Origin of the sequence: Brachybacterium sp. AOP3-A1-3 (genome assembly GCF_052378285.1) — a bacterium.
Taxonomy (GTDB): domain Bacteria; phylum Actinomycetota; class Actinomycetes; order Actinomycetales; family Dermabacteraceae; genus Brachybacterium.
The window spans coordinates 58,750-82,419 of the sequence record NZ_JBQSXM010000009.1; the positions used below are offsets into that span (position 1 = coordinate 58,750).

The window sequence follows — 23,670 nt, forward strand, 5'->3', positions numbered from 1 at the left end:
TCAAGGTGCCGATGCCGACGGGTGAGTGCCGCCTCCCCGGGGCGCCGACCGAGAGGACCGATCTCGTGACCACCTCGACAGCGCAATCCCCCGCACCGCCCCCGCAGGTGGTGAGGGCCGCTCGGAGCACATCGTCCGCGCCCCGGAGACCACGGGGCACCTTCCGCAACCGGGTGCGGAAGGACTGGCAGATGCTCGTCCTGATGATCCCTGGGGCCCTGTGCCTGCTGCTGTTCTTCTACGTCCCCATCCTCGGCAATGTCATCGCCTTCCAGGACTACTACCCCTTCATCACGATCCCCGAGGCCGAGTGGGTAGGGCTGTGGAACTTCATCGACCTGTTCAACGACGAGCAGTTCCTGATCGCTCTGCGCAACACGCTCGTGCTGGCGGTCGTCCAGCTGGTGCTGTTCTTCCCGGTCCCGATCGTGCTCGCGCTGATCGTCGACTCGGTGATGACGCCGCGCTTCCGCAAGGCCTTCCAGTCGATCGTCTACCTGCCGCACTTCCTGTCATGGGTGCTGGTCATCGCCCTGTTCCAGCAGATGCTGGGCGGCGCTGGGTTCATCAACCAGTTCCTGGCCTCCCATGGCATGGACACGATCCCCTTCATGACCAACCCGAGCACTTTCCCCCTGCTGGTGACCCTGCAGGTGGTCTGGAAGGACGCCGGATGGGGAATGATCATCTTCCTCGCGGCGCTCGCTTCCATCCCGGCCTCGTTGTACGAATCCGCCGCGACGGACGGCGCAGGACGCCTCCATCGCATCTGGCATATCACGCTTCCCGGCATGCGCCCGGTGATCGTGCTGCTGCTGATCCTGCAGCTCGGGTCGATCCTCACCGTCGGCTTCGAGCAGTTCATCCTCCAGCGAGACGCCGTCGGCCCCGATGCCGCCGAAGTGCTCGACACGTACAGCTACTACGCGGGCGTGATCGACGGCAGCTGGTCGATGGGCGCGGCCGCCGGCCTGGCCAAGGGAGTCGTGGGCACGGTCCTCATCCTCGCCTCCAACAAGATCGCCCACCTGCTCGGTGAGGACGGCATCTACCGCGGGAGCAGCAAGTGAGCACATCGACCACGCACCCCCTCGAGAACTCGACACGCTCCGCGCTGCCGGACGAACGGGGATTCCACCGACGGCTCTGGGACCTGATCGGCGGACGCTCGGAACGGCCCGCATGGATGGAGAGGCCCTCCCCCTCGCTGACCCTCCTCAAGACCCTCGTGATCCTCGCGATCTCGATCTCGATCCTGGTGCCGATGCTCGTCGTGGTCTCCACCTCGCTCGCCTCGGACGCAGAGATCCGCGAGGCCGGCGGCTACGTGCTCTTCCCGACCGAGCCGACGCTCGAGGCATACCGCACCATCTTCGCCAGCCCGCTCATCTTTCGCTCGCTGGGTGTGAGCGTGCTGGTGACGGTGGCTGGAACGCTCATCGCGCTGTTCGTGACGATCACGATGGCCTACGCCCTCAGCCGCCCGGTCCTGTTCGGCAAGCCGATGCTGTTGGCGATCGTGCTGACGATGTTCTTCTCCCCCGGGCTGATCCCGCTGTACCTCATGATCAAAGAACTGCACATGCTGGACAGCCTGTGGTCCCTGATCCTGCCGACGGCATTCGCCGCCTTCAACTTCATCGTGATGCGCTCGTTCTTCATGGCGCTGCCCCAGGAGCTGCTCGAAGCCGCCCGCATCGACGGGGCCAGCGACTTCCGGATCCTCTGGCAGATCGTCATCCCGCTGTCGAAAGCGGTGATCGCCGTGATCGGGCTGTTCTACGCGGTGGCGTACTGGAACGCCTTCTTCAACGCGATGCTCTACATCAACGACCAGGAGCTCTGGCCGATCCAGCTCATCCTGCGCAGCTACGTCATCCAGGGCACATCGATGACTGCGGACCAGCTCGGCGTCCAGCAGACCGCCGCCCCGCAGTCGATCAAGATGGCCGTCGTCGTCGTGGCGCTGGTCCCGATCCTGCTGGTCTACCCCTTCCTCCAGAAGTACTTCTCCAAGGGCGTCATCACCGGCGCCGTCAAGGGCTGAACGAACTGCCCTCGAGAAAGGCACCCATGAGCCCCGAACCCCGACGTCGCCACGTCCTCGCCGCCGCCGGAGCACTCACGCTCGGAGCCGGCGCCGCCTCGTGCGGCCCCCGGCCCGAGCCGGAGCTTCCCGACGTCCCGGACATCACCCTGCCGACCTATCAGCCGTTGGAAGGACTCGCCCCGGATCTGGTCGGCAATGCCGATGGTCTCCATGACGCGTACCTGACGGTCCCCGAGCAGCTGATCTCGACCACCTCAGGCAGACCCATCACCTCGGGCACGATCTCCGGCCTGACCCAGACCTTCCAGACCCCTCCTCCGCCGATGGACCGCAACCCCTATTGGAAGCGCCTGAACTCGGCGATGGGTGGCGTGCTCGATCTCGACGTGGTGGTGGACGACTATCCCTCGAAGTTCGCCACCACCCTGGCCTCGGGCAATCTGCCGGATCTCATGTGGGTGCCGCCGAACCAGGGCATACCCAACATCGGGCCGATGCTCGATGCGGCCTTCACCGATCTCACCGACTACCTGGCCGGCGACGCAGTGCTCGAGTACCCGAACCTCGCCGCTCTCCGGCAGGACTCCTGGCGCACCGCGGTGGTCAACGGGAGGATCTGGGGAGCTCCCATCCCGTCGACACCCTTCGGCCAGGTCTACGTCGGCAATCCGGAGGTCTGGCAGGAGGTGGACGGATTCACCGCCGAGAGCGCAGCCCAGTTCCTGGAGAAATGCCAGGAGCTGTCGATCCCGGGCAAGCGCTGGGCGCTCGAGCCCTTCCTGCCCAATGCGTTCCATATGATCGGCGAATGGTTCGGTGTGCCCAACGGATATAGGGTCGAGGAGGACCGCAGCCTCACCGCCGCGCAGCAGACCGACGAGTACCTCGAAACTCTCGAGTTCGCTCGTGAGCTGTTCGCCGCAGGGGCGTTCTATCCCGACCTGAACCTCGCGGAAGCACCCCAGCTGCTGGCCAACGGCACCCTTGCCGCGATGGTCTCGGTGGGGCCGCGCGGTGCGGCGGAGACTCGCCTGAACAATCCCGATCTCCTGGGCGACATCCTGATCCCGTTCCCTGCCGTCGACGGGCGCATCCCCACCTATGACATGGGGTACGGCACTGTCGGTTTCACCCCGTTCCGCAAGACTGCTGACGAGGCCCGCATCCGCGAGCTGCTGAGCGTGGTCGATTATCTGTCTGCTCCCTTCGGGACCACCGAGTACATGCAGGTCAACTGGGGCACCGAGGGCAAGGAGTACACGGTCGAGGACGGCAACTACGTGTTCACGGAGGCGGGGGCCCAGAACGTGCCCGGCCTGCAGAGCGCCCTGCAGATCATGGCTGCGGGCGAAGGCGTCATCTACAACCCGATCCCCGAGGACACCCGCTACATCTACGAGTGCGAGCAGGAGCTGCTGCCCCTGGCGCAGAAGAGCCCGATCAAGGGCCTGTACTCGCCGACCAACTCGCGTCTCGGCACCAAGATCAAGACCCGCCTGGACGAGGCGCGCGACGAGGCGATCCAGGGCCGCGGCACGATCGACGACTTCAAGGCCGCTCTCCGGGACTGGGAGGAGAAGGGCGGCAAGCAGATCCTCGAGGAGTTCTCAGAGCTGCTGCCGGACGACGTCCCGGTCACCCCCTCGAACCGGGTTTGAGGCGCCCGGCGTCCGGCACCCGGGTCAGGGCTGGAACGGTCCCAGGTCGGCGGTGGTCTCGCCCTCTAGGGCGACGGTCCGGTCCAGGATGTCCTCGGCGTTGACCGTATCGATCCCGGCCTCCGCTGCGGCGGTCTCGATCGGGACCCCGAACTGGATGTTCCGCTGCTTCAGCAGATCCGCCCTGCCCTCCTGATGCAGCCAGCACTTCGCCCAGTGACCGGGTGAGACCTCGACCTTCTCCGGCTCCTTCTCGTTGCAGATGTCCATCGCGAAGGGGCAGCGAGGGTTGAAACGGCATCCCTTCGGCGGGGTGATCAGGCTGGGCGGCTCGCCGAGATCCCCCACCTCGTCGAAGAGGGACTGCTGATCACCCTCCAGGCCACGGCCGGGGTCCGGGGAGGAGTCCAGCAGCAGGCGCGTGTACGGATGCTGCGGGTCGTGGATGACCTCTTCGGAGCTGCCGCCCTCGACCATCTGCCCGGCGTACATGACGTTGATGCGGTCGGCGATGTACCGGGCCGACGCGATGTCGTGCGTGATGTAGAGCAGGGCCAGGCCCTCCTCGTCGCGCAGCTTCTTGAGCAGGTTCAGCACATCCAGGCGGATGGAGACGTCGAGCATCGAGATCGGCTCGTCGCCGAGCATCACCCGCGGTTCGACGGCGAGCGCACGGGCGATCACGATCCGCTGACGCTGCCCTCCGGAGAGCTCATGGGGGTACTTGTCGATGTACTGCTCGGGCGGGGTGAGGTTCACGCGCGTCAGCAGCTCATGGATCCGCTGCTCGACCTGCTTCGCCCCACGGGCCTTGCCGTGGATCTTCAGCGCCCTGCCCAAGATGTGGCGGATCGGCTTCAGCGCGTTCAAGGAGGCGAAGGGGTCCTGGAACAGCAGCTGCACCTGGCCGTAGTACGTCAGCGCCTTGCGCCCCGTGACGTGGCTGACGGGCTTCCCCTCGAGCAGGATCTCCCCGCCGGTGGTCGGGTAGTACAGGCTCAGCAGACGGGCAACGGTGGTCTTCCCGGACCCCGACTCCCCCACCATGGCGACGATCTCGCCGCGGTGCAGCTCGAGGTCGACGCCTTCGACAGCGCGCACGACAGCGCTGCCCTTCTTGCCGCGCACGGTGAAGTGCTTGGTGACGTCACGGGCCTCGAGGACGACCTCACGCTCGGCGTCCTGTCGGGGCTGCTCGGTGCGGGTGGATGTCGTGGTCATGCTGCGTGTCCGTTCTCGGAGCGGGCGTCGGAGGGACCGGCGCCCACGGGCTCCTTCTGGGGGTCGTTGAGATGACAGGCCGCGTCGACCTTCTCGCTCACCTGCACCAGCTCGGGTCGCTTCGTGAGACAGAGGTCCATCGCCCGGGCGCAGCGCGGTGCGAAGGCGCAGCCGTCGGGGAGGTTCATGAGGTCCGGCGCCGTGCCGGGGATCCCGCGCATCTCGACCAGCGGTGCGTACAACGGCGGGAACGAGTCCCGCAGCGCCTTCGTGTACGGGTGCTTGGGGTGGTGGTAGAGCTCGGTCGACGGTCCGATCTCGACGACCTTCCCGGCGTACATGATGGCCAGGCGGTCCGAGAGCTCCAGCAGCAGGGAGAGGTCGTGGGTGACGAACACGATCGCGAATCCCAGCTCGCGCTGCAGCCGCAGCACCTGACTCATGATGGTCCGCTGCATGACGACGTCGACCGCGGTCGTGGGCTCGTCCATCACCACCAGATCGGGGTCGCAGGCCAGAGCGAGGGAGATCAGGGAGCGCTGGCGCATGCCGCCGGACATCTCATGCGGGAAGGAGTCCACCCGGTCACGAGGGATGCCGGAGAGGGCCAGGAGGTCGCCGGCCCGCTCGAGCGCCGCCTTCTCGCTCATCCGCGGATCGTGCTGGCGCAGCACGTCGACGAACTGGGCGCCGAGCCGCTTGACCGGGTTCAGGGCGTCCATCGCACTCTGCATGACGATGGCGAGCTTGTTCCACCGCAGGTGCAGCAGCTCCTTGTCGGTACGGGGCACGAGATCCGTGACGGTCCCGTCGTCCCCGTGGTAGAGCACCTTCCCGCCGACGGTGACCGCCGGCGAGCGCTGGAGGCGCAGCAGCGCAGTGGTGAGCGTCGACTTCCCGGAGCCGGACTCCCCGGCCAGGCCCAGGATCTCTCCCCGGCGCAGGGTGAAGGACGCATGGGAGACGGCGCTGACGGCGCCGTTGAGGGTCAGGTAGTCGACGCTGAGGTCCTGCACCTCGAGCAGGACATCTCCGACATCGCGACGGGTCACGGTGGGCTCCTTGAGAACTGGATGACTGCGGATTCAGGGGTTCAGCGGGCCGGCGGCCCCGGGACGGCCGATCCGTCGGGCGGATGGGCGTCTGCACCACCCGCCCGACGACATCAGGCGATCGGCTTGAGCTTGGCCATGGTCTGCCAGCCCTCCGGGCCGTACGGACGCGGAACGATGTCTCCCTCACCGAGCGGGCTCTGCGGGAAGCCCTCGAAGTTCTTGCCGCTGGCCTCGAGGAAGGAGGCCGAGGCGTTGAACGGCGCGCAGTAACCCTCCTCCACCACGATCTTCTGCATCTGCTGGCTGAGTTCGACGAGCTTGGTCTCGTCGTACTCGACGCGGGAGGCGTCCAGCAGCTCATCGAGCTCGGGATTCTGGATGCGGCCGTAGTTCCCATCGCTCGACTCCCCGATCGGGAGGGCATCCTTGGAGTGGAAGTCGGCGTAGACCGCGGAGAGATGCGGGCCGCCGCCCACCCAGCTCATGCCGATCTCGAACTCGCCGGTGCCGAACTGATCCCAGATCTGTGCGTCCGGGATCTTCAGCACCGCCACATCGAGGCCCAGCACGTCCTTGAGCTGCGCCTTCACGCCATCGGACCAGGTGGACCAGTTGACGTAGTCGGCGACCGTCTTGAAGGAGACCGGGTAGGACTCGCCATCCTTGACCAGCTTGCCGCCCTCGACGCTCCAGCCGCCGTCGGCCAGGAACTTCTTGGCGGCCTCGTGGTCCGCAGCATGCTGGACCCGATACTCCGAGGCCACGGCCTCGCCGAAGATCTTCTCGTCCATCGTGGTGGGGCTGGTCGAGGAGAGACCGATGTCGAACAGCGAATGGATCTGGTCGGTGTCCAGTGCGGCGTAGACGGCCCGGCGCACGTTCTTGTCGTCGAACGGCGCCTTGGCCGTGTTGAAGATGAGGCTCTCCGTGCCCACCAGCTCCACGGTCCAGTAGTGGTTGCCCTTGGCCACGATCGTGTCCTCGGCGTTCTGCAGCGAGAGGGTCGCCACATCCATCGTGCCCTGCAGGATCATCGACTTGCCGATCTCGGCGCTGCCGTACGGCGTCCAGTTCACGGTGCCGATGTGATCCCAGGCGCCCATGAAGTGGTCGTCGCGGACGGCGAAGGAGACCCGCTGCGGGGTGAACTCCTTCACCACCAGTGGAGAGGAGGTCACGGGATCGGCGTTGGTGAACGATGCGAGGTCCTCGGCAGAGAAGACGTGCTCGGGGTACAGCGGCACCTCCGCGAGTTTGCGATCGCCGCTGATGTCGGCGTTCTCCTCGCTCCAGGTGACCTCTGCGACGAGGTCGTCGACCGCGGTGACCTCGAAGTCGTAGCTGGTGACGGTGGCCTTCTGCTTCTCAGCCTGCTTCGGCAGCTCCATCACCGTGTAGACCAGGTCCGCGGTGGTGATCTTCTCGCCGTCCGACCACGTCGCGTCATCGCGCAGGGTCACGGTGGCCTTCCGGGCCTCCGGATCGAAGTCGATGCTCTCGGCGAGCCACGGGACGATCTCGTACTTGTTGTTCACGTCGGCGTATCCGAGCGTGTCGTAGAGGTAGTTCGAGCCGATCACGCCGTCGGTCGGGGAGAACGGGTTGAAGTTCTCGATGAACGTGGGACGTGGACCGAAGGAGTTGACGTTTATGGAGGCCTTGGCCCCGTCGCCGCCCCCGTCACCGGCGGTCTTGTCGAAGCTGCATCCGGCGGCCGCGCCGACGGCGGCCGCCGCAGCTGAGCCGGCGAGGAAGGTGCGTCGCGTGGAGCTCGTGGTCATGTCTGTACCTCTGATTCGTGCGGAAGGAACATCAGGGAGAACTGCAGGGGGTGGAACAGTCAGTTCGATGCCGTGACGGCGGTGCGCTGCTCTGCGCGTGCCTCGGCCCGCTGACGTCTGAGGAAGGCGCGGACGACCTTCTCGTTGCCTGTCCGCAGCTTCGGGTTGGTGACCTCGTCCAGGCCGAAGTTCACCATCGCCGTCGCGGTGCCGATCACGGCGATCGCGAGGCCGGGGGGCAGGAACCACCACCAGAAGCCCAGGGTGAGCGCGCCCTGGTTCTGGGCATTGGTGATCATCGTTCCCCAGGAGATGACGCCGCCGGTGGAGACGCCCAGGAAGTTCAGCCCGGCCTCGGCGAGGATGCCGGCCATGATCGCGGCCAGGAAGCGCGCGGAGATGATGCCCAGCAGATGCGGCATGATCTCGAACAGGACCAGGCGCCAGGTCTTCTCGCCCAGCAGCTTGGTGGCCATCGAGAAGTCGCGGCCGCGCAGGGTGAGGGTCTGGGCGCGCATGTACCGGGCCATGCCGGGCCACTCGAAGATGCCGATGAGGAAGGCCATCATCACCCAGCCCATCCCGGCCGATCCGGGCCCGCCCGCGGCGGAGATGTACCCGGCCGCGATCAGGGTCAGGGCGAAGGACGGCATGGTCATGAAGACATTCGTGATCGCATTGACGACGGTGTCGTACGCCCCGCCGATGAAGCCGGCCGAGACGCCCAGGAGGGCACCGATCGTGCAGGCCAGCAGTGCGGAGAGAGTCCCGACGGCGAGTGAGCCGCGGGCACCGGCGATGAGCTGGGACAGCACGTCCTGGCCCGAGATCGTGGTGCCCAGGAGGTGCCCGCCCCGCAGCGGCGCGCTGGCGACGTAGTCGTAGTCCACGTCCAGGGGGCCGAAGCCGTAAACCTTCAGGATCAGGTCGCCGAAGATCGCGATCCCGGCGCAGAGGCCGAAGGCGGCCAGGCCGATCTGCACGCGGCGGTTGTGGAGGAATCCGGTGAACATGGGAGTGCCTCAGTTCGTGTCGGCCGCGCGCGGATCGAGGAGCACGTAGATCGAGTCGGCGATGAAGTTCGCGACGATCGCGGTGAAGGTCAGCAGGAGCAGGACCGTCTGCATGACCGGGAAGTCGTGCCCGGTGATGGAGGTCTGCAGCAGGTACCCCATGCCGGGATAGGTGAACACGGCCTCGATGAGCACCGCGCCGCCGATCACGCCGCCGATCGCCATCGCCAGACCGGTGACGTTGGGCAGGAGCGCGTTCCGCGCCGCATAGCTGAACAGCACCTTCTTCTCCGGCAGGCCCTTCGCGCGGGCCATCAGCACGTAGTCCTCGGTGACGGTGGCGACCATGACGTTGCGCATCGAGAACAGCCAGCCGTTGAAGCCGATGAAGATCAGGGCGAACATCGGCAGGGCGCCGTAGTACACGACGCTGAGGAGGAAGTAGAAGTTGTTCAGGGACATCGGGACCGACGTGTCGTATCCGCCTGAGACCGGGAACCATTCCAGCGTGATCGAGAAGATCCACAGCAGCACCAGCGCGATCCAGAAACCCGGGAAGGCGTGGAAGAACGTGGACAGCGGAGCGAACCAGGAGTCGAAGCGGTTGCCGGGCTTCCACCCCATGACCGCGCCGAGGATCGTGCCGATGATCCAGGCGACGATCGTGCTCACCCCGATCAGGAACAGGGTCCACGGCAGCGCCTGCAGCACGATCTCGGAGACCGGGGTGGGGTAGTGCGCGGTCGAGACACCGAAGTCGAACTTCGCCACGCCCACCCAGTAGTCGAAGTACTGGTGGACGATGTTCTCGGTGGGGTTGCCGTACATGCGGCGCACGGAGGCGACCTGGGAATCCGACGGCGGCTCGCCCGTGGTCTGTCGGATCTTGCGCAGGATCGCCTCGGCCGGGTCGCCGGGCATGAAGCGCGGGATGAAGAAGTTCAAGGTGACCGCAGCCCAGATCACCACGAGATAGCTCCCCAGGCGGCGCAGGAAGTACGCCCCGCGGCCACCTGCTCCGCGACGGCGCTTCGCACCGGTCACGCCGGGGAGAGCGGACTCCGGGCGGAGCGGTTCTTCCAGGGCGACCTCACGTCGACCGGTCGCGGTGGGCTGCGTCATCGCTGAGCCTCACGGGTCATCGTCGGTTCTCCGGCTTCTCGGGGACGGTACGCGGGCGGTCTTCGCGGAGAGCATCAGAACGGTGCCCCACCCCGGCGACGACCATGTCGCGATGTGCGGACAGTCACGTTCGCAAAAGGATTTACGAAGCGTAAGCGGCGATCCCCGAAAACGTCAACTGCGGATCAGCGACCGGAGAATCCGTCACCACTTCGTGACCTGACCTGCACCATCGCAGCAGGTGGCCGCCGAGGCCGTGCCGGTCCAGGGATCGGCACGGGCCGGGGATCGGGTCCTGCTGCCTCAGCCGCCGGTGCGGCCGAAGACATGCTCCTCAGCGAGGGCGAGGCGCATCGGCCGCTTCTCGAGGTCGAGCAGCAGCACCTCGTTGGTCCCCTCGCGCACGAGCGGAGCGGGCACGTAGAGGGTCTGCTGCGGGCCGATGTTCCAGTAGCGACCCACGCAGAAGCCGTTGACGTAGGCGACACCGTGCCCGGCCGCAGAGACGTCGAGGAAGGTGTCCGCTGCGCCGTCGGCCTCGAAGGAGGCGCTGACCAGCACGGGCAGGGCGTCGTCGAGCACCGTCGACGTGCCGGACTCCGCCACACCGACGGCCCCTCGAGCCCCGTCGGCCCCCTCCGCGCCGACCGACTCGGCTCCGACTGCCAGCTGCGCGAGCTCGGCACCCATGTCCTCGAGCGGCCAGGCGTCGGCCTCCCAGTCGTTGAGGAAGCGGATGGTCTGCCACACGCCGCCGAGGATGCCCTTGCGCTCCCCCAGCCGCGGACCGAAGTTCACGCGGCCGAGGTTCTCGACCAGGATCTCGACGCGCACGGTACGACGGCCGCCGTCGGGCAGGAGTCGGTCGGCGAAGGGGCTCAGCTCGACCGTGGCGGGGTCGATGTCCCGCACCTCGTTGCCCACCACGCCGGCGGCGCCGACGTAGATCCCGTCGACGTAGACCCACGCGCGATCGTGCAGGTCGTAGAGCTTCAGCGGGGAGATCTCGGTGCGCCCCTCGCGCACGGAGGCGGCGATCTCGATGTCGCGGCTCAGGCGCAGCAGGCCGCGCTCGAGGCCGAGATCCTCGAAGGAGGGCGGCGTGGGATGCACCTCCGCGGCGCGCGTGAAGCGCTCGGTGGAGCGCAGGGCGACGACCTTCTCGATCGCCACCTCGGCCGCGGGGAGCCGGGCAGGGACAGCGTCGAGGCCCAGGAGGGCCAGGTGCTCCTCGAGCGGCGGCAGCTCGACGTGGCGGGCGATGACCTCACGGAACGCGCGGAACTTCGCGGTGAGCTCGCCGTTCTCCGCGATCGGGGCGTCGTAGTCGTAGCTCGTGGTGGTGGGCTGGAGCGCCTCGTCATGGTTGGCGCCGGCGCGCAGGCCGAAGTTGGTGCCGCCGTGGGCCATGTAGAAGTTGACGCTCATGCCGTTGTCGAGCATGTCGGCGAGCTCGCCGGCGGCATCGCCCCCGGTGCGCTCGTGATGCTCCTCGCCCCAGTGGTCGAACCAGCCGTTCCAGAACTCCATGCACATCTGCGGCTGGGCGGGCAGCTCCTCCTGCGCCATCGTGAGCACCTCGAGCGCGCGCGAGCCGAAGTTCACGGTGCCCAGCGCGCCCTCGACGGTCCCGCCGGTGAGCCACATGCGGGCCGGTCCGTCGGAGGTCACCAGCAGCTCGTCGATCCCGCGGGCGAGCAGACCGTCGCGCAGGTGCGCGAGGTAGGTCCTGTCGTCGCCGAAGCTGCCGTACTCGTTCTCCACCTGGACCATCACGACGTTGCCGCCGCGGCTGGCCTGCCGCTGCGCGATCACAGGGATGAGCTGGTCGAACCAGGCGTCGACGAGGGCGAGATAGGCGGCGTTGCGGTTGCGCAGGCGCAGGTTGCGGTCGGCGAGGATCCAGCCGGGGAACCCGCCGTTCTCCCACTCGGCGCAGATGTAGGGACCGGGGCGGACGATCGCGTCCAGGCCCTCCTCGCCGGCGATGTCGAGGAAGCGGCCGAGGTTCGCGATGCCCTCGAAGTCGACGACGTCCGGAGCCGGCTGATGGACGTTCCAGGCCACATAGGTCTCCACCGTGTTGCAGCCCATCGCGACCAGGCGACGCAGGCGATCGCGCCACTGGTCGGGGTGGACCCGGAAGTAGTGGATCGCCCCGGAGATCACGAGGTGGGGGTCTCCGGCGCGGAGGAATCCGTCGGGCGTGGGCTGCAGCAGGGCGGTCATCGGTGGTCGTCCTCTCGGTGAAACGTCTTACGCCCAGTGTCTCAGGAATTCCGAGGGCGGCGCGCGCCGTCCGCGCCCTCTCAGCCGGCCTGCTCGGCGAAGATCTCCGTGAAGCGCCCACCACGGGCGAGCAGCTCGTCGTAGCGCCCACGCTCGACCACGTGGCCCTCGTCGACCACGAGGATCTCGTCCATGCCGCGCAGGGTCCAGGCCCGGTGCGAGACGACGATCGTGATCCTGTCGGCCCGCGAGCGCTGCAGCTCGCGGAAGATGTCCTGCTCCGCTTCGGCGTCGATCGCGCTGGTCGGTTCATCGAGGATCCAGATCGGTGCCGCGCGCAGGTGGATGCGGGCCAGGGAGATCCGCTGCCACTGCCCTCCCGAGAGCCCCACTCCCCCGTCCCACTGGGACCCCAGCTGCTGGTCCAGGCCCTTGTCGAAGCCGCGCACCATGCCGGCGGCGTTCGCCGCTTCGAGCGCCGCCCACATCTCCTCGTCGCGCACATCGGTGCGCGGGGTGCCCAGCTGGAGCGATTCGCGCACCGTGAGCTCGTAACGCCCGAACTCCTGGGTGAGGGTGCCGAAGTGCCCTACCCAGTCCTGGAAGGGCATGTCCGCGCGGGTGCGTCCGTCGATGCTGATCTCGCCGTGCTGCGGGTCCAGGGTGCCCACGATCGAGTTGACCGAGGTGGTCTTGCCGGCGCCGTTCACTCCGACCAGGGCCACGATGCTGCCCTTGTCGATCCGGAGATCGAGGTTCACCAGCGACGGTTCGTCCTTGCCCTCATAGGTGTGGGAGACGCCCCGGACCACGAGGGAGAGCGCATCGCGGGCGAGCGAGGGGTCCCGTCCCTCGCGCCGCATGGCCAGCAGCTTCTGGTACCGCTCGAAGGGAGCCCCGCCCTCGACGATCTGCCCGAGGTTCGAGCCGAGGGAGCCGACGGCGCCCATCGCCGCCATCACCCCGTAGACGCCGCCGGCCGCAGCCGGGCCGTACTGCACGCCGACCACCAGCGCGGCGAGCGCCCCGGCCAGCAGCAGCGAGGTCGCCACTCCTGCTAGCAGGCGCCAGGAGAGCATCGGCAGGTAGGTCTGCGCCTTGCGGTCGGTGATCTCGCCGATCGTCGAGGAGACCTTCGAGGAGATCTGCCCGGTGGCGCCGAGCGAGGTCAGCTCGATCGAGGGTGCCGTGGTGACCAGGTGCTGGTGGAGATAGCGCGAACGCCAGTAGAGCTTGCCGATGTCGTCCCACATCCGCGAGCTGATGCGCGTGATCCGCTGCGAGGCGATCAGCATCGGGAGCAGGGAGACCAGCACGAACACCGCCGCGAGCGGGCTCATCGTGGCCAGGGTGAGGAACACTCCCACCACCGACAGGATGTCGCGCAGCAGGCTGAGCACGAAGGGGTAGAGGAAGGCCAGCTCCTCCTCGGCGGCCTTGTTCCCCGCCTCGATGTCGGCGGCGGCTCCCGGGTCCGCCAGCACGGTGGGCGGGAGGGTCGAGAGGGTGTCGGCGACCTCGCGCTTGGAGTGGAGGCCGATGAGGTCCACGACCCGCCATTGCATGGTGCCGGCGATCGCCTCGACCGGCCCGGTGAAGGCGATGAGCAGCACGAGGCCCGCGAAAGGTCGGGAGACATCGTCGAAGCTGTCCGCGCCGGTGAGGGAGCCGACGAAGTCCGCCATGAGGATCACCTGGAGCGACGGGACGGCCGCGACGAGCAGACCCAGGACCACGGCGGCCAGAACCATGCGCGGGGCCGCCCGCCACGCCTGCCGGATGCTCCATGCCCCCACCGCGAAGATGCCCATCGGACAAACCTTTCACGCGGGTGGGACAACCGCACGCGATTTCCGCGGATCCGAGCCCCGGCATCCGCCCTCCCGCCCCCTCGCGTCCGAGCGCCGCATCGCGGGCCACGGATGCGACACGCCGGCCTTGGGCCGCGGGGGCGACACGCCGGCCTTGGGCCGCGGGGGCGACACGCCGGGCCGCGGGCCGCGGGTGCGACACGTCGGGCCTCGGGCCGCCGAGTCCACGGAAACGTCCCACCGGTGAGCCATTTCGATGCATTCGACGACCCGAGGGAGGAGCGGGCCGACGGGCTCCCCCGCCCGCCTGCGCGCCCGTCCGCGCGTCGCCCCGACAGCCCGTCATCACGTCATCGCGTCAGCCCGTCAGCGCGTCATCGCGTCAGCCCGTCAGCGCGTCGCCCCGTCAGCTCGTCACCGCGTCTGCGTCGGGTCCCCGATCCAGCCGAGCACCAGCGGCGCCCGCGTGGTCCTCTCGTAGACGACGAACAGGAACGGCGAATCCAGGACCAGCTCGTGCACGTCCGCCGGTGCCGACACGGCCCCGACGCCCACTGCGGTCGCGGCGGCAGCCTCCATACCGTGCTCGTCGACCGTGATCACAGCTTTCTGCAGGACCGCGGAGATGGCCAGTTCCTCCTTGGTCGTGATGCCGGAGAAGTCGGCCGCGCCCGTGAAGGCGTCGGTCATGCCGAGCTCCCGGAGGGTCTCCTGCAAGGACGCGTCCCAGTCGATGTCGAAGCCGGGGAAGGTCAGCTCGGTGGTCGCCCCTCCTTCCACGAGTCCGTCGAGCAGGGCGCCCAGCCCGGCGCGGGAATCGTCCGCGGCGTCGGCCCAGGCGTCCAGCACGCTCGCGAGGTCCGCGACCGGCTGGACCAGGGCGAGCGCGAGGTCGCCAGCGGCGGTGTCCAGGGCGGTGGCGCGGCACAGGTCGTCCTCGTACCAGGAGGAGGTGGTGCCGCGGAGCATCTCCGCGCTCATCTCCTCGCCCGCGCCGGTGGTGAAGGTGCCTCCCTCCGGGGTCAGGGGCTGCGGCCAGGCAGCCTTGAGGTGCAGGGCGTTGACCAGCACCAGGCGTGTCGAGTCCTCGAGCGCCCCCTCGGGGATGAGGTCCTCGATGAGGTCGTCCGTGGCGTCGGCGACCCAGTCGTTGATGCGTTCGCGACCCTTCTCCCGTGTCCGCCCGTCGGTGAAGTCGACCTCGTAGATGCCGCTGCCGAAGTGGGTCGCGAGGCTGGCCAGGAAATCCTCGTCGACGGCGAGATCCTCCTGCAGCCAGGTGCCGTTGACGAGCGCGGCGACTGCCGGCTCGGGCGCGTCCTCGTCGGCCTCGTCGGCTTCCTCCCGCTCCTCGTCGCCGACGGCGGCGAGCACGCTCGAGAGGGTGTTCGCGGTGGCCGCGAGCTCGTCGATGCTGCCGCCGAGCACCTCCTCCATCTGGGCACGGGTATCCCCCGCCGCGCCGAGGCCGGCCATGGTCAGGGCGATCTGCGCCGACAGCGGTGAGCAGACGGTGTTCACCTCGGCCCTGTCCACGGCCCCGAGCAGACGCGCGGTGAAGGGGATCGCCAGGGCACCGGCCCCATCGGCCGGGCCGGGATCCGCGCGCGGCAGGTCAGCGGCGAGGTCCGGCTCCGCGATCTCGCCCGTGCCGGTCTCGTCGCTGCAGGCGGCGAGGCCGACGGAGGCCAGCGGGAGCGCCGCCCCGACAGCGAGCACGGCACGGCGAGGAGGGCCGGGACGCGGCACGGAACGGGAGGTTGGTGACGTCATGGGTCCTATCGAAGAGGGCCGACGCCGCGGATGCAAGCGCCTCGAGGTGCGGAAGAGTCCCGTCCGCCCCGATCAGGGACCGTCGATCAGCACCCCGCCCTGACCTATCCCCTCCCGGCCCGCGCCCACCTCGACCCTCCGATCCTTGCCGACTCTCGCCCGATCCCCTCCCGAACGACAATGTGCGCTGTGCTTCCACACTCGGAAGCACAGCGCACAATCGCGTCGCGACGACGCAGGCGTCGGGCCTGCGCGGCGACGCTGGGCCGTCGCGATGACGCCGGGTCCCGGCCGGCGCGATGACGCAGCGGCCGAGCCGACGGGCGGGGTGTCAGCCCTTGACGGAGCCCTCGGTGAGGCCGCCGCGCCAGAATCGCTGCAGCACCAGGATGAGGATCGCCAGCGGGATCACCGACAGCAGGGCGCCGCCGGTGGTGAGCTGGTAGAACTCCGGCAGACGATCCGTCTGGGCCCGCCAGTTGTCCAGGCCCAGGGTGATCGGGTACAGCTTCTCGTCAGCCAGCATAACCAGCGGGAGCATGTAGTTGTTCCAGATCGCGACGAACTGGAACAGCAGGATGGTCACGATCGCCGGGGTGAGCTGCGGCAGCGCGAGGCGGTGGAACAGCCCCAGCTCGCCCACGCCGTCGATCCGGCCCGCTTCGAGGAGCTCGTCGGGCACTGCGGCGCCGGCGTAGATCGAGGCCAGGAACAGACCGAACGGGCTCACCAGCGAGGGGATCAGCACCGCCCAGTAGGTGTTCGTGATCCCGATCGAGGAGAACACGAAGAACAGCGGGAGGGCCACGGCGGTGCCGGGGACCAGCACGCCGCCCAGGACCAGCCCGTACACGAGCTTCCGGCCCCGGAAGCGGTACTTGGCCAGGGCGTACCCGGCGGCGACCGAGAAGTAGGTCGCCAGCACGGAGCCGACCCCGGAGTACAGCAGCGAGTTCAGGCCCCAGCGGGGGAAGATCCCGCCGTTGGCCGCGAACACGGCCTTGACGTTCTCCCAGAGCTGGAAGTTCTCGCCGAACCAGAAGCCGTTGGTGCCGAAGAGGTCCTCGGTCGACTTGGTGGCGTTGATGACCACCCAGTACACGGGCACCAGGAAGTACAGCGCGACGATCGCGAGGATCGCGGTGACGAGGATCGTGGTGGTCGGCTTGCGACCGGCGTCCCGGTTCCCGGCGCGGCCGTCGTCGCCGCGGGCGGCCTTGGCGGCGTTGCCCAGAGGCTTGTTCCCCCGGGTGGCGGTGGTGGTGCTGCCTGTGTGGGCGTTGTCGGTGGCGCTCATCCGCGCTTCTCCATCCAGTTCGAGACCCCCAGCGCGATGGCCGAGAGCAGGAAGGCGGCGACCGCGATGATCACGGACTGCGCCGCGGCCATGCCGATGTCGTTGTACTGGAACGCGAAGGCATAGGCGGACATGTTCGGGGTGTACTCCGAGGTGATGCCTGCGCTCATGGTCTGCAGCAGCCGCGGCTCGGCGAAAAGCTGCAGCGTGCCGATGATCGAGAAGATCACCGTGAGCATCAGGGCCGGGCGGATCAGCGGGAGCTGGATCGAGGTCGCGACGCGCAGCGAGCTGGCGCCGTCGAGCTTCGCGGCTTCGTAGAGCTCACCGGGGATCGACTTCAGCTGCGCGATGATGATCAGCATGTTGTAGCCGGTGTAGGTCCAGGTCACGATGTTCGCGATGGACCACAGCACCATGTTGGGGCCGAGGAAGTCGATGGTGATGCCGATGGCGCCGAGGACGTCCACGATCGGGGACAGGCCCGGGATGTAGAGGAACGACCACAGGATCGTGGCGATGACGCCGGGGATGCCGTAGGGCAGGAAGTAGGTGGCGCGGAAGAATCCGGGCCACTTCGCCGAGGCGCTCTCGAGCAGCAGCGCGAGGACGGTGGCGGCGATGATCATGACCGTCACCTGCACGATGCCGAACAGGATCATGCGCCCGATGGAGGCCACGAAGTTCGCATTCGTCAGGGCCGCGACGTAGTTGTCGAACCACGCGAAGTTGTTCGTCAGGCCGCCCTCGCCGAGCAGGCCGGACCGGGTGACGGTGGTGAAGCTGTACCCGACGGCCATGAAGATCGGCACGATCATCGTGCCGATGAAGACGATCAGGAAGGGCGCCAGCAGCACCCAGGGGGCAGTCTTGCTTCTCATCGCGCCTCCTCCGCATCCAGTCCCATGTCCCGCATGATCTTGATGATCTCCTTCTGCGAGTTCTCGAGCATGTCCACGAGCGTCTGCTCGCCGGCGACGGCCTGCGTGAAGCCGTCACCGATGATGGCCTGTGCCCGCTGCATCATCGGTGCCCAGGTCCAGTCGAGGTTCTGTCCCTCAGCCATCGGGACGATGACCTCCTCGTTGTAGTTCTGTCCGGAGAAGAACTCGGAGGGCTGCTGGCGGATCTTGCCGATGTAGTCCTTGGCGGGCGACCAGCCGATGCCGGAGAACTCGATCATGGCGTCGATGCCTGCGGGGTCGGTGCACATCCAGGTGAGGAACTCGAGCGCCTCGACGGGATGCTTGCTGGTGGACAGCACCGCGGCCGACGAGCCGCCATGGCCGCCGGAGGCGTAGCCGTCCTGCCAGCGCGGCATGGGCGCCACGGCCCACTTGCCGGCGCCGCCGGGGACGGACTCGGTCAGCGCGTCGGACCAGGAGCCGCTGATGGAGGCGAGCACCTTGCCGTCGCCGGCGGCCGCCATCCAGGGCGTGGAATAGGAGCCGTAGCCGGTGCCGATGATCTTCGAGGCGAGGATCTCGTCCCAGAAGTCGGCGACCCGCATCGAGTCCTCGCCGAGCATGTCGATGATCCAGCCGTCGCCCTCGGGGCGGAACCAGACCGCACCGGACTGCATCGCCCAGGCGATCGGGTGGGAGCCGTCGGAGGGGTCCAGGCTGATGAGCTGCTTGCCGGCGTCGGAGACGGCGGCCGCGGTCTCGCGGAACTCGTCCCAGGTGGTCGGGGCCTGCAGACCGAGCTCGCCCTCGAGGACCTCACGGTTGTAGAACGTGGCCACGGGGCCGGTGTCCTGCGGAACGGCCCAGTAGGAGTCACCGACCTTGACCTGGGCGATCGCGCCGGGGTCGAAGGCGGATGCCTGCTCGGCGAAGCCGTAGCGGGTGAGGTCGACCAGGGCGCCGGCGAGGGCGAACTCCGGGACCTGCCGCAGCTCGACCTGGGCGATGTCCGGACCGCCGCCCGCAGCGACTGCGGACAGGATCTTGGCGTAGCCGCCGGAGTTGCCGCCGGGGATCCAGGTCGTCTCGACCTTGATCCTGTCCTGGCTGGCGTTGTAGACGTCCGCGACCTTCTGCAGGTCCTTCAGCCAGGCCCAGTAGCTGACGGTGACGGGACCGTCGGATGGGGGGATGGTCGCCTCAGCATTGACGTTGCCGGGGTTCGGCGGGGCGCAGGCCGCTAGGGCAGCGCCCATTCCGACGGCGCCTGAGGCGGCGAGCGCCGCGCGCCGTGTATAGCTCTTCATGAGGGTGGGCTCCTTTCCTCCTCGTCGAGGGTGAACGTTCACGATAACCGGATCCGGGGCGGATCCGGCCCCCAGGTTCGGACCGTGACCTACGGGTGCGTCACATCACATCCGCGATCTTCGGCAACTTAGTGAACGAACCTCGGAAAACTCTACATTGTGATATGCGCGTCGTCCGGCCCCAGGGGGCTCTGCTGGCGGTCGGGAAATAGTTTCACGGTGGTAGCGTGACCGCCCGGTGGCCACGGCCACCCTGCCCTCGTGCCCTTCGGCGCACGTCAGCGGCCCCTCCTCACCCCTTCTTCACCAAGGATCATCCTCATGGTCGACATCCGCCTGGATGCTCAGTGGATCGACTACGCGATCATCGCGTTGTACTTCGTGTTCGTGCTCGGCGTCGGCTGGTACGCCAAGCGCGGAGTCTCGAACTCCATCGAGTTCTTCCTGTCCGGCCGCTCCCTGCCTGCCTGGGTCACCGGCCTCGCCTTCATCTCCGCCAACCTCGGCGCCGTCGAGATCATGGGCATGTCCGCCACGGGCGCCCAGTACGGCATGCCGACCATGCACTACTTCTGGGTCGGCGCCATCCCCGCGATGCTGTTCCTCGGCGTCGTGATGATGCCGTTCTACTACGGCTCCAAGGTGCGCTCGGTCCCCGAGTTCATGCGCATGCGCTTCGGCACCGGCGCGCACCTGGTGAACTCGATCAGCTTCGCCGTCGCGCAGCTGCTCATCGCCGGCGTGAACCTGTCGCTGCTGGCCATCATCGTGAACCGTCTGCTGGGCTGGCCGATGTGGGTGGGCCTCGTGCTCGCCGCCGCGTTCGTGCTCTTCTACATCACCGTCGGCGGCCTCTCCGCCGCGATCTACAACGAGGTGCTGCAGTTCTTCGTGATCGTCGCGGCCCTGCTGCCGCTGACGCTGATCGGCCTGCACCGCGTGGGCGGCTGGAACGGCATGAAGGAGCGCATCGCCGGTGACGGCATGCTCGGCGAGGAGCAGCTGCACTCCTGGCCCGGTCAGGCGCTGTCCGGCTTCGACAGCCCGATCCTCTCCGTCGTCGGCATCGTCTTCGGCCTCGGCTTCGTGCTCTCCTTCGGCTACTGGACCACGAACTTCGTGGAGGTCCAGCGGGCGATGGCGTCGAAGTCCATCACCGCCGCCCGGATGACGCCGATCATCGGCGCCTTCCCCAAGATGTTCATCCCCTTCATCGTGATCATCCCCGGCATGCTCGCCGCGGTGCTGGTCGGGGAGCTGACCGAGTTCAAGCAGCTGGACGTCGCGGGCGATGCCGCCGGGGCCGCCGCCACCGGCGTCACCTACAACGACGCCCTGCTGCTGCTCATGCGCGACGTGCTCCCCAACGGCCTGCTCGGCGTCGCGATCGCCGGTCTGCTGGCCGCGTTCATGGCCGGAATGGCCGCGAACATCTCGGCCTTCAACACCGTGGTCACGTACGACCTGTACGAGCAGTACGTGAAGAAGGATGCGCCTGATGCGCACTACATCAAGGTGGGGCGCTACGCGACGCTCGCCGCCTGCATCATCGCGATCTTCACCGCGCTGATCGCCGGCAGCTTCTCGAACCTGATGGACTACCTGCAGGCCCTCTTCGGGTTCTTCAACGCGCCGCTGTTCGCGACATTCATCCTGGGCATGTTCTGGAAGCGGATGTCCCCGACCGCCGGCTGGGCCGGTCTGGTCGCCGGCACGCTCTCCGCCGTGGCCCTGTGGGCCGGCTCGACGTTCTTCAGCATCTTCGAGCTGCCGGGCCAGGGTCTCGCCTTCGTCTGCGCGGCCACCGCCTTCGTGGTCGACATCATCGTCTCCGTGGTGGTCACGCAGTTCACCGCCCCGAAGCCGGCGCACGAGCTGAAGGGCCTCGTCTACTCCGAGACCCCGAAGGCCGATCTGGTCGACGCCGACGAGAAGAACCTCCCGTTCTGGCGCCGCCCCGTCCCGATGGCGGGCATCGGCCTCGCCCTCGTCGTCATCCTGAACATCGTCTTCGCCTGAGCGCGGACGGAGGAGAACACTCATGAGTGCACACAAGGATCAGAGCCACGGCAAGCGCCGGGCCACCGGGACCGAGCCCGCATCGGCCACCCCGCTCGGGGCCGACGCCGCACCCGCGGGCGCGGACGTCCAGACCGCCGGCGCCTTCGACATCCGCAACTTCATCGGCACGCTGCTGGGCCTCTTCGGGGTGCTGTTGACCCTGATGGGTCTGTTCGCGTTCGACGACGCGGCGGCCGCGAAGACCGGCGGGATGAACGCCAACCTGTGGGCGGGCCTGGCCATGATCGTCGTGGCCATCGCCTTCGTCGTCTGGACGAAGCTGGACCCGATCCGCATGGTCGTCCGCGAGAACGAGGACGGCGCCGAGGTCCCCCGGGACATCGCTCCCCTCGACTGAGCGATGACCTGACCGGGCGGACCGGGCCGACCGGGCCGACACCCGCTCGACATCCGCTCTGCCCCGCCGAGTCCCGTTCGGCCCCCGCCGACACCCGCTCGACCCTCGCCGACACCCGCTCGACCTTCATCGAATCCCTCGATACGTGCCACTCACGGCACGTATCGGGGGATTTGCGCATCCCGAGCGTCCTAGCGAGTCCCGGAGGTGACGCCACCCCACTTCGATTCCCTCGAAACGTCCCGCCACGGGCACGTTTCAAGGGATTCAATGGATTCGCGCATCCCGGGTGTCGTAGCGGGCCCCGGAGCGGACGCCACCACACCTCGATTCCCTCGAAACGTCCCGCCACGGGCACGTTTCGAGGGAATCGCGCATCCCGCTCCCGAGCGGAGACGCCGCCCGCCACCACCACCGCCACCGAGCACCGCTGTTCGCACCGCCCGCGTAGCATCGACGCCGATGCCGTCCCCGACGAAGGAGCACGAGTGAACGCCCAGCCCACGACCCCCTCCCCCGAGGTCGACTCCGACGGGAGCTCCGCGAGCCCTGCCCCCGAGGACCACCTCGTCACGACGCTTCATTCGCTCACCCTGCCGGACGGGCCGCTGGACTACACCGCGACCGCCGGCACCGTGGTGCTGCGGGAGGAGCCCGAGGGTGAGGAGTACGGGCGCGGCGCCGCCTACGCCGAGCTGTTCTCCGTCTCCTATCTCGCCCAGGGCACCGACGATCCGCAGCGGCCCGTGATGTTCGCGTTCAACGGCGGCCCCGGGGCGTCGACCGTGTGGCTGCACCTGGGCCTGCTGGGCCCGCGCCGGGTCGACTCCGGGGATGCCGGTTCCCCGGCCGCTCCCCCGCACCAGCTGGTGGACAACCACGAGACGATCCTGCGCCACGCCGATCTCGTCGTGGTCGACGCGATGACCACGGGCTACTCGCGGCCCGCTCCCGGCGCGAAGCCCGCCCGTCATCACGGCTTGACGGCGGACCGCGACCTGATCGCCGCGTTCGTCATCGACTGGCTGACCCGCAACCAGCGCTGGACCTCCCCGATCCACCTCGCCGGCGAGTCCTACGGCACCACCCGCGCCTCCGCCGTCGCCGCTCACCTCATGGACCGCTACTACGTGGCGGTCGCGGGCGTCGTGCTGATCTCCCCCGTGCTCGACTTCGGCACCATCAGCTTCGACCCGGGCAACGACAGCCCCTACGTGCACTACCTGCCCACCTATGCGGCGATCGCGCATGCCCACGGCAAGCATGAGGGGCGCCTGCTGCAGGACGTGGTCGACGAGGCGGAGGCGTTCGCGGAGCAGGAGTACCCGGCGCTGCTCGCCGCGGGCCTGCGGCTCTCGTCGGAGCAGGTCCAGGAGGCGTCGGCCCGGATCGGCGCCCTCATCGGGATCGACCCGGAATGGGTGGAGCGGGCGAACCTGCGCGTCGAGCACCTGGCGTTCCTCGCCGAGCTGCTGCGTGACCAGGGCCTGGTCACCGGCCGCATCGACGGGCGGTTCACGGCGCCCGCGGGAGCGGGCAACGCGGCGACGATGGAGACGGACCCGTCGATCGACCAGCTCGCCCCGTCGTACACCGCGACGATCAACCAGTACCTGCGCACGGAGCTCGACTTCTCCAGCGACGTGGTCTACGAGATCATGTCCGGCCGGGTGCACCCGTGGAGCTACAAGGACTTCGAGAACCGCTCCGTCGAGGTCGCCTCGGATCTCTCCCGGCTCCTGCGGAAGTCCCCGCACACGACGGTCCTGGTCTCCCACGGCTATCACGACGCCGCGACCCCGTTCCATGCGAGCGAGCACGTGCTCGCCCAGCTCGCGATCCCGCGGGAGGACTACGCCGAGCGGATCCGCATCGAGTACTACGAGGCGGGGCACATGATGTACTGCCACGAACCCAGCCGCCTCGCCCTCTCCCAGCACCTCGCGGAGTTCGTGACCGGCGAGGACTCCGCGGTCGAGACCACGTCCGACGGGGACTGACCCGGCGCTCCCCCGACTCGGCTCAGTCC

At 68.2% G+C, this 23,670-nt stretch carries 17 protein-coding genes; 6 read left to right on the top strand and 11 right to left on the bottom strand.

Annotated elements, in window-relative coordinates; genetic code table 11:
• Positions 1–191 precede the first annotated feature (191 nt).
• The 3 genes from ACT3T5_RS13075 to ACT3T5_RS13085 all read left to right on the top strand — a co-directional run bounded on the left by ACT3T5_RS13075 (position 192) and on the right by ACT3T5_RS13085 (position 3,708).
• Entirely contained in the window at positions 192–1,070 is an 879-nt protein-coding gene (locus tag ACT3T5_RS13075) for an ABC transporter permease (RefSeq protein ID WP_226849757.1), read from the top strand.
• A gap of 116 nt (positions 1,071–1,186) precedes the next feature.
• Positions 1,187–2,047 (top strand): carbohydrate ABC transporter permease, encoded by an 861-nt coding sequence (locus tag ACT3T5_RS13080; protein WP_193116700.1) that lies wholly within the window; start codon positions 1,187–1,189, stop codon positions 2,045–2,047.
• A gap of 26 nt (positions 2,048–2,073) precedes the next feature.
• A complete protein-coding gene (locus tag ACT3T5_RS13085; protein ID WP_443353624.1) occupies positions 2,074–3,708 on the top strand; it encodes a sugar ABC transporter substrate-binding protein in 1,635 nt (544 codons plus the stop codon).
• A gap of 24 nt (positions 3,709–3,732) precedes the next feature.
• Here ACT3T5_RS13085 and ACT3T5_RS13090 read toward each other — a convergent pair whose 3' ends face one another.
• From ACT3T5_RS13090 to ACT3T5_RS13140, 11 genes are all read right to left on the bottom strand, one after another.
• Positions 3,733–4,929, bottom strand: a complete 1,197-nt coding sequence (locus ACT3T5_RS13090; RefSeq protein ID WP_444594545.1) for an ABC transporter ATP-binding protein — start codon at positions 4,927–4,929, stop codon at positions 3,733–3,735.
• Positions 4,926–5,981 carry an ABC transporter ATP-binding protein gene (locus tag ACT3T5_RS13095; RefSeq protein WP_193116615.1) on the bottom strand — a complete coding sequence of 352 codons (1,056 nt, stop codon included), beginning with the start codon at positions 5,979–5,981 and terminating at the stop codon, positions 4,926–4,928. Before ACT3T5_RS13095 ends, ACT3T5_RS13090 begins: the two co-directional genes overlap by 4 nt.
• A gap of 113 nt (positions 5,982–6,094) precedes the next feature.
• The gene (locus ACT3T5_RS13100) at positions 6,095–7,765 is read right to left on the bottom strand and encodes an ABC transporter substrate-binding protein (RefSeq protein WP_193116614.1); all 1,671 of its coding nucleotides are present in this window, start codon (positions 7,763–7,765) and stop codon (positions 6,095–6,097) included.
• A 59-nt stretch (positions 7,766–7,824) separates the two neighbouring features.
• The gene (locus ACT3T5_RS13105; RefSeq protein WP_193116613.1) at positions 7,825–8,778 is read right to left on the bottom strand and encodes an ABC transporter permease; all 954 of its coding nucleotides are present in this window, start codon (positions 8,776–8,778) and stop codon (positions 7,825–7,827) included.
• A 9-nt stretch (positions 8,779–8,787) separates the two neighbouring features.
• Entirely contained in the window at positions 8,788–9,900 is a 1,113-nt protein-coding gene (locus ACT3T5_RS13110) for an ABC transporter permease (protein WP_443353625.1), read from the bottom strand.
• A 303-nt stretch (positions 9,901–10,203) separates the two neighbouring features.
• Positions 10,204–12,129, bottom strand: a complete 1,926-nt coding sequence (locus ACT3T5_RS13115; protein WP_444594546.1) for a glycoside hydrolase family 35 protein — start codon at positions 12,127–12,129, stop codon at positions 10,204–10,206.
• Between the two features lie 80 nt (positions 12,130–12,209).
• A complete protein-coding gene (locus tag ACT3T5_RS13120) occupies positions 12,210–13,940 on the bottom strand; it encodes an ABC transporter ATP-binding protein (RefSeq protein WP_444594547.1) in 1,731 nt (576 codons plus the stop codon).
• 414 nt (positions 13,941–14,354) lie between these two features.
• Complete coding sequence (locus ACT3T5_RS13125) at positions 14,355–15,713, bottom strand: serpin family protein (protein ID WP_444594548.1); 1,359 nt, start codon at positions 15,711–15,713, stop codon at positions 14,355–14,357.
• A 331-nt stretch (positions 15,714–16,044) separates the two neighbouring features.
• Positions 16,045–17,010, bottom strand: a complete 966-nt coding sequence (locus ACT3T5_RS13130; protein WP_444594549.1) for a carbohydrate ABC transporter permease — start codon at positions 17,008–17,010, stop codon at positions 16,045–16,047.
• On the bottom strand, positions 17,007–17,891 hold the full coding sequence (locus tag ACT3T5_RS13135; protein ID WP_444594550.1) for a carbohydrate ABC transporter permease: 885 nt from the start codon (positions 17,889–17,891) through the stop codon (positions 17,007–17,009). The genes ACT3T5_RS13130 and ACT3T5_RS13135 overlap by 4 nt, the downstream gene beginning before the upstream one ends.
• Positions 17,888–19,222, bottom strand: a complete 1,335-nt coding sequence (locus ACT3T5_RS13140; RefSeq protein ID WP_443403142.1) for an ABC transporter substrate-binding protein — start codon at positions 19,220–19,222, stop codon at positions 17,888–17,890. The genes ACT3T5_RS13135 and ACT3T5_RS13140 overlap by 4 nt, the downstream gene beginning before the upstream one ends.
• A 321-nt stretch (positions 19,223–19,543) precedes the next feature.
• Here ACT3T5_RS13140 and ACT3T5_RS13145 point away from each other — a divergent pair, with 321 nt between their 5' ends.
• The 3 genes from ACT3T5_RS13145 to ACT3T5_RS13155 all read left to right on the top strand — a co-directional run bounded on the left by ACT3T5_RS13145 (position 19,544) and on the right by ACT3T5_RS13155 (position 23,641).
• Positions 19,544–21,241, top strand: a complete 1,698-nt coding sequence (locus ACT3T5_RS13145) for a sodium:solute symporter family protein (RefSeq protein WP_193116605.1) — start codon at positions 19,544–19,546, stop codon at positions 21,239–21,241.
• A 22-nt stretch (positions 21,242–21,263) separates the two neighbouring features.
• Positions 21,264–21,641: a hypothetical protein gene (locus tag ACT3T5_RS13150; RefSeq protein ID WP_226849755.1), complete on the top strand. Its 378-nt coding sequence runs from the start codon at positions 21,264–21,266 to the stop codon at positions 21,639–21,641.
• Positions 21,642–22,129: 488 nt separating this feature from the next.
• Positions 22,130–23,641 carry a S10 family peptidase gene (locus tag ACT3T5_RS13155; RefSeq protein WP_343924630.1) on the top strand — a complete coding sequence of 504 codons (1,512 nt, stop codon included), beginning with the start codon at positions 22,130–22,132 and terminating at the stop codon, positions 23,639–23,641.
• The last annotated feature ends 29 nt before the right edge of the window (positions 23,642–23,670 follow it).

What these genes read in the sequence shown, in the direction of transcription:
- ACT3T5_RS13075 (WP_226849757.1), top strand. Translation starts at nt 192, where the DNA reads ATGCTCGTCCTGATGATCCCTGGGGCCCTGTGCCTGCTGCTGTTCTTC.
- ACT3T5_RS13080 (WP_193116700.1), top strand. Translation starts at nt 1,187, where the DNA reads ATGGAGAGGCCCTCCCCCTCGCTGACCCTCCTCAAGACCCTCGTGATC.
- ACT3T5_RS13085 (WP_443353624.1), top strand. Translation starts at nt 2,074, where the DNA reads ATGAGCCCCGAACCCCGACGTCGCCACGTCCTCGCCGCCGCCGGAGCA.
- ACT3T5_RS13090 (WP_444594545.1), bottom strand. Translation starts at nt 4,929, where the DNA reads ATGACCACGACATCCACCCGCACCGAGCAGCCCCGACAGGACGCCGAG.
- ACT3T5_RS13100 (WP_193116614.1), bottom strand. Translation starts at nt 7,765, where the DNA reads ATGACCACGAGCTCCACGCGACGCACCTTCCTCGCCGGCTCAGCTGCG.
- ACT3T5_RS13105 (WP_193116613.1), bottom strand. Translation starts at nt 8,778, where the DNA reads ATGTTCACCGGATTCCTCCACAACCGCCGCGTGCAGATCGGCCTGGCC.
- ACT3T5_RS13110 (WP_443353625.1), bottom strand. Translation starts at nt 9,900, where the DNA reads ATGACGCAGCCCACCGCGACCGGTCGACGTGAGGTCGCCCTGGAAGAA.
- ACT3T5_RS13115 (WP_444594546.1), bottom strand. Translation starts at nt 12,129, where the DNA reads ATGACCGCCCTGCTGCAGCCCACGCCCGACGGATTCCTCCGCGCCGGA.
- ACT3T5_RS13120 (WP_444594547.1), bottom strand. Translation starts at nt 13,940, where the DNA reads ATGGGCATCTTCGCGGTGGGGGCATGGAGCATCCGGCAGGCGTGGCGG.
- ACT3T5_RS13125 (WP_444594548.1), bottom strand. Translation starts at nt 15,713, where the DNA reads ATGACGTCACCAACCTCCCGTTCCGTGCCGCGTCCCGGCCCTCCTCGC.
- ACT3T5_RS13130 (WP_444594549.1), bottom strand. Translation starts at nt 17,010, where the DNA reads ATGAGCGCCACCGACAACGCCCACACAGGCAGCACCACCACCGCCACC.
- ACT3T5_RS13135 (WP_444594550.1), bottom strand. Translation starts at nt 17,891, where the DNA reads ATGAGAAGCAAGACTGCCCCCTGGGTGCTGCTGGCGCCCTTCCTGATC.
- ACT3T5_RS13140 (WP_443403142.1), bottom strand. Translation starts at nt 19,222, where the DNA reads ATGAAGAGCTATACACGGCGCGCGGCGCTCGCCGCCTCAGGCGCCGTC.
- ACT3T5_RS13145 (WP_193116605.1), top strand. Translation starts at nt 19,544, where the DNA reads ATGGTCGACATCCGCCTGGATGCTCAGTGGATCGACTACGCGATCATC.
- ACT3T5_RS13150 (WP_226849755.1), top strand. Translation starts at nt 21,264, where the DNA reads ATGAGTGCACACAAGGATCAGAGCCACGGCAAGCGCCGGGCCACCGGG.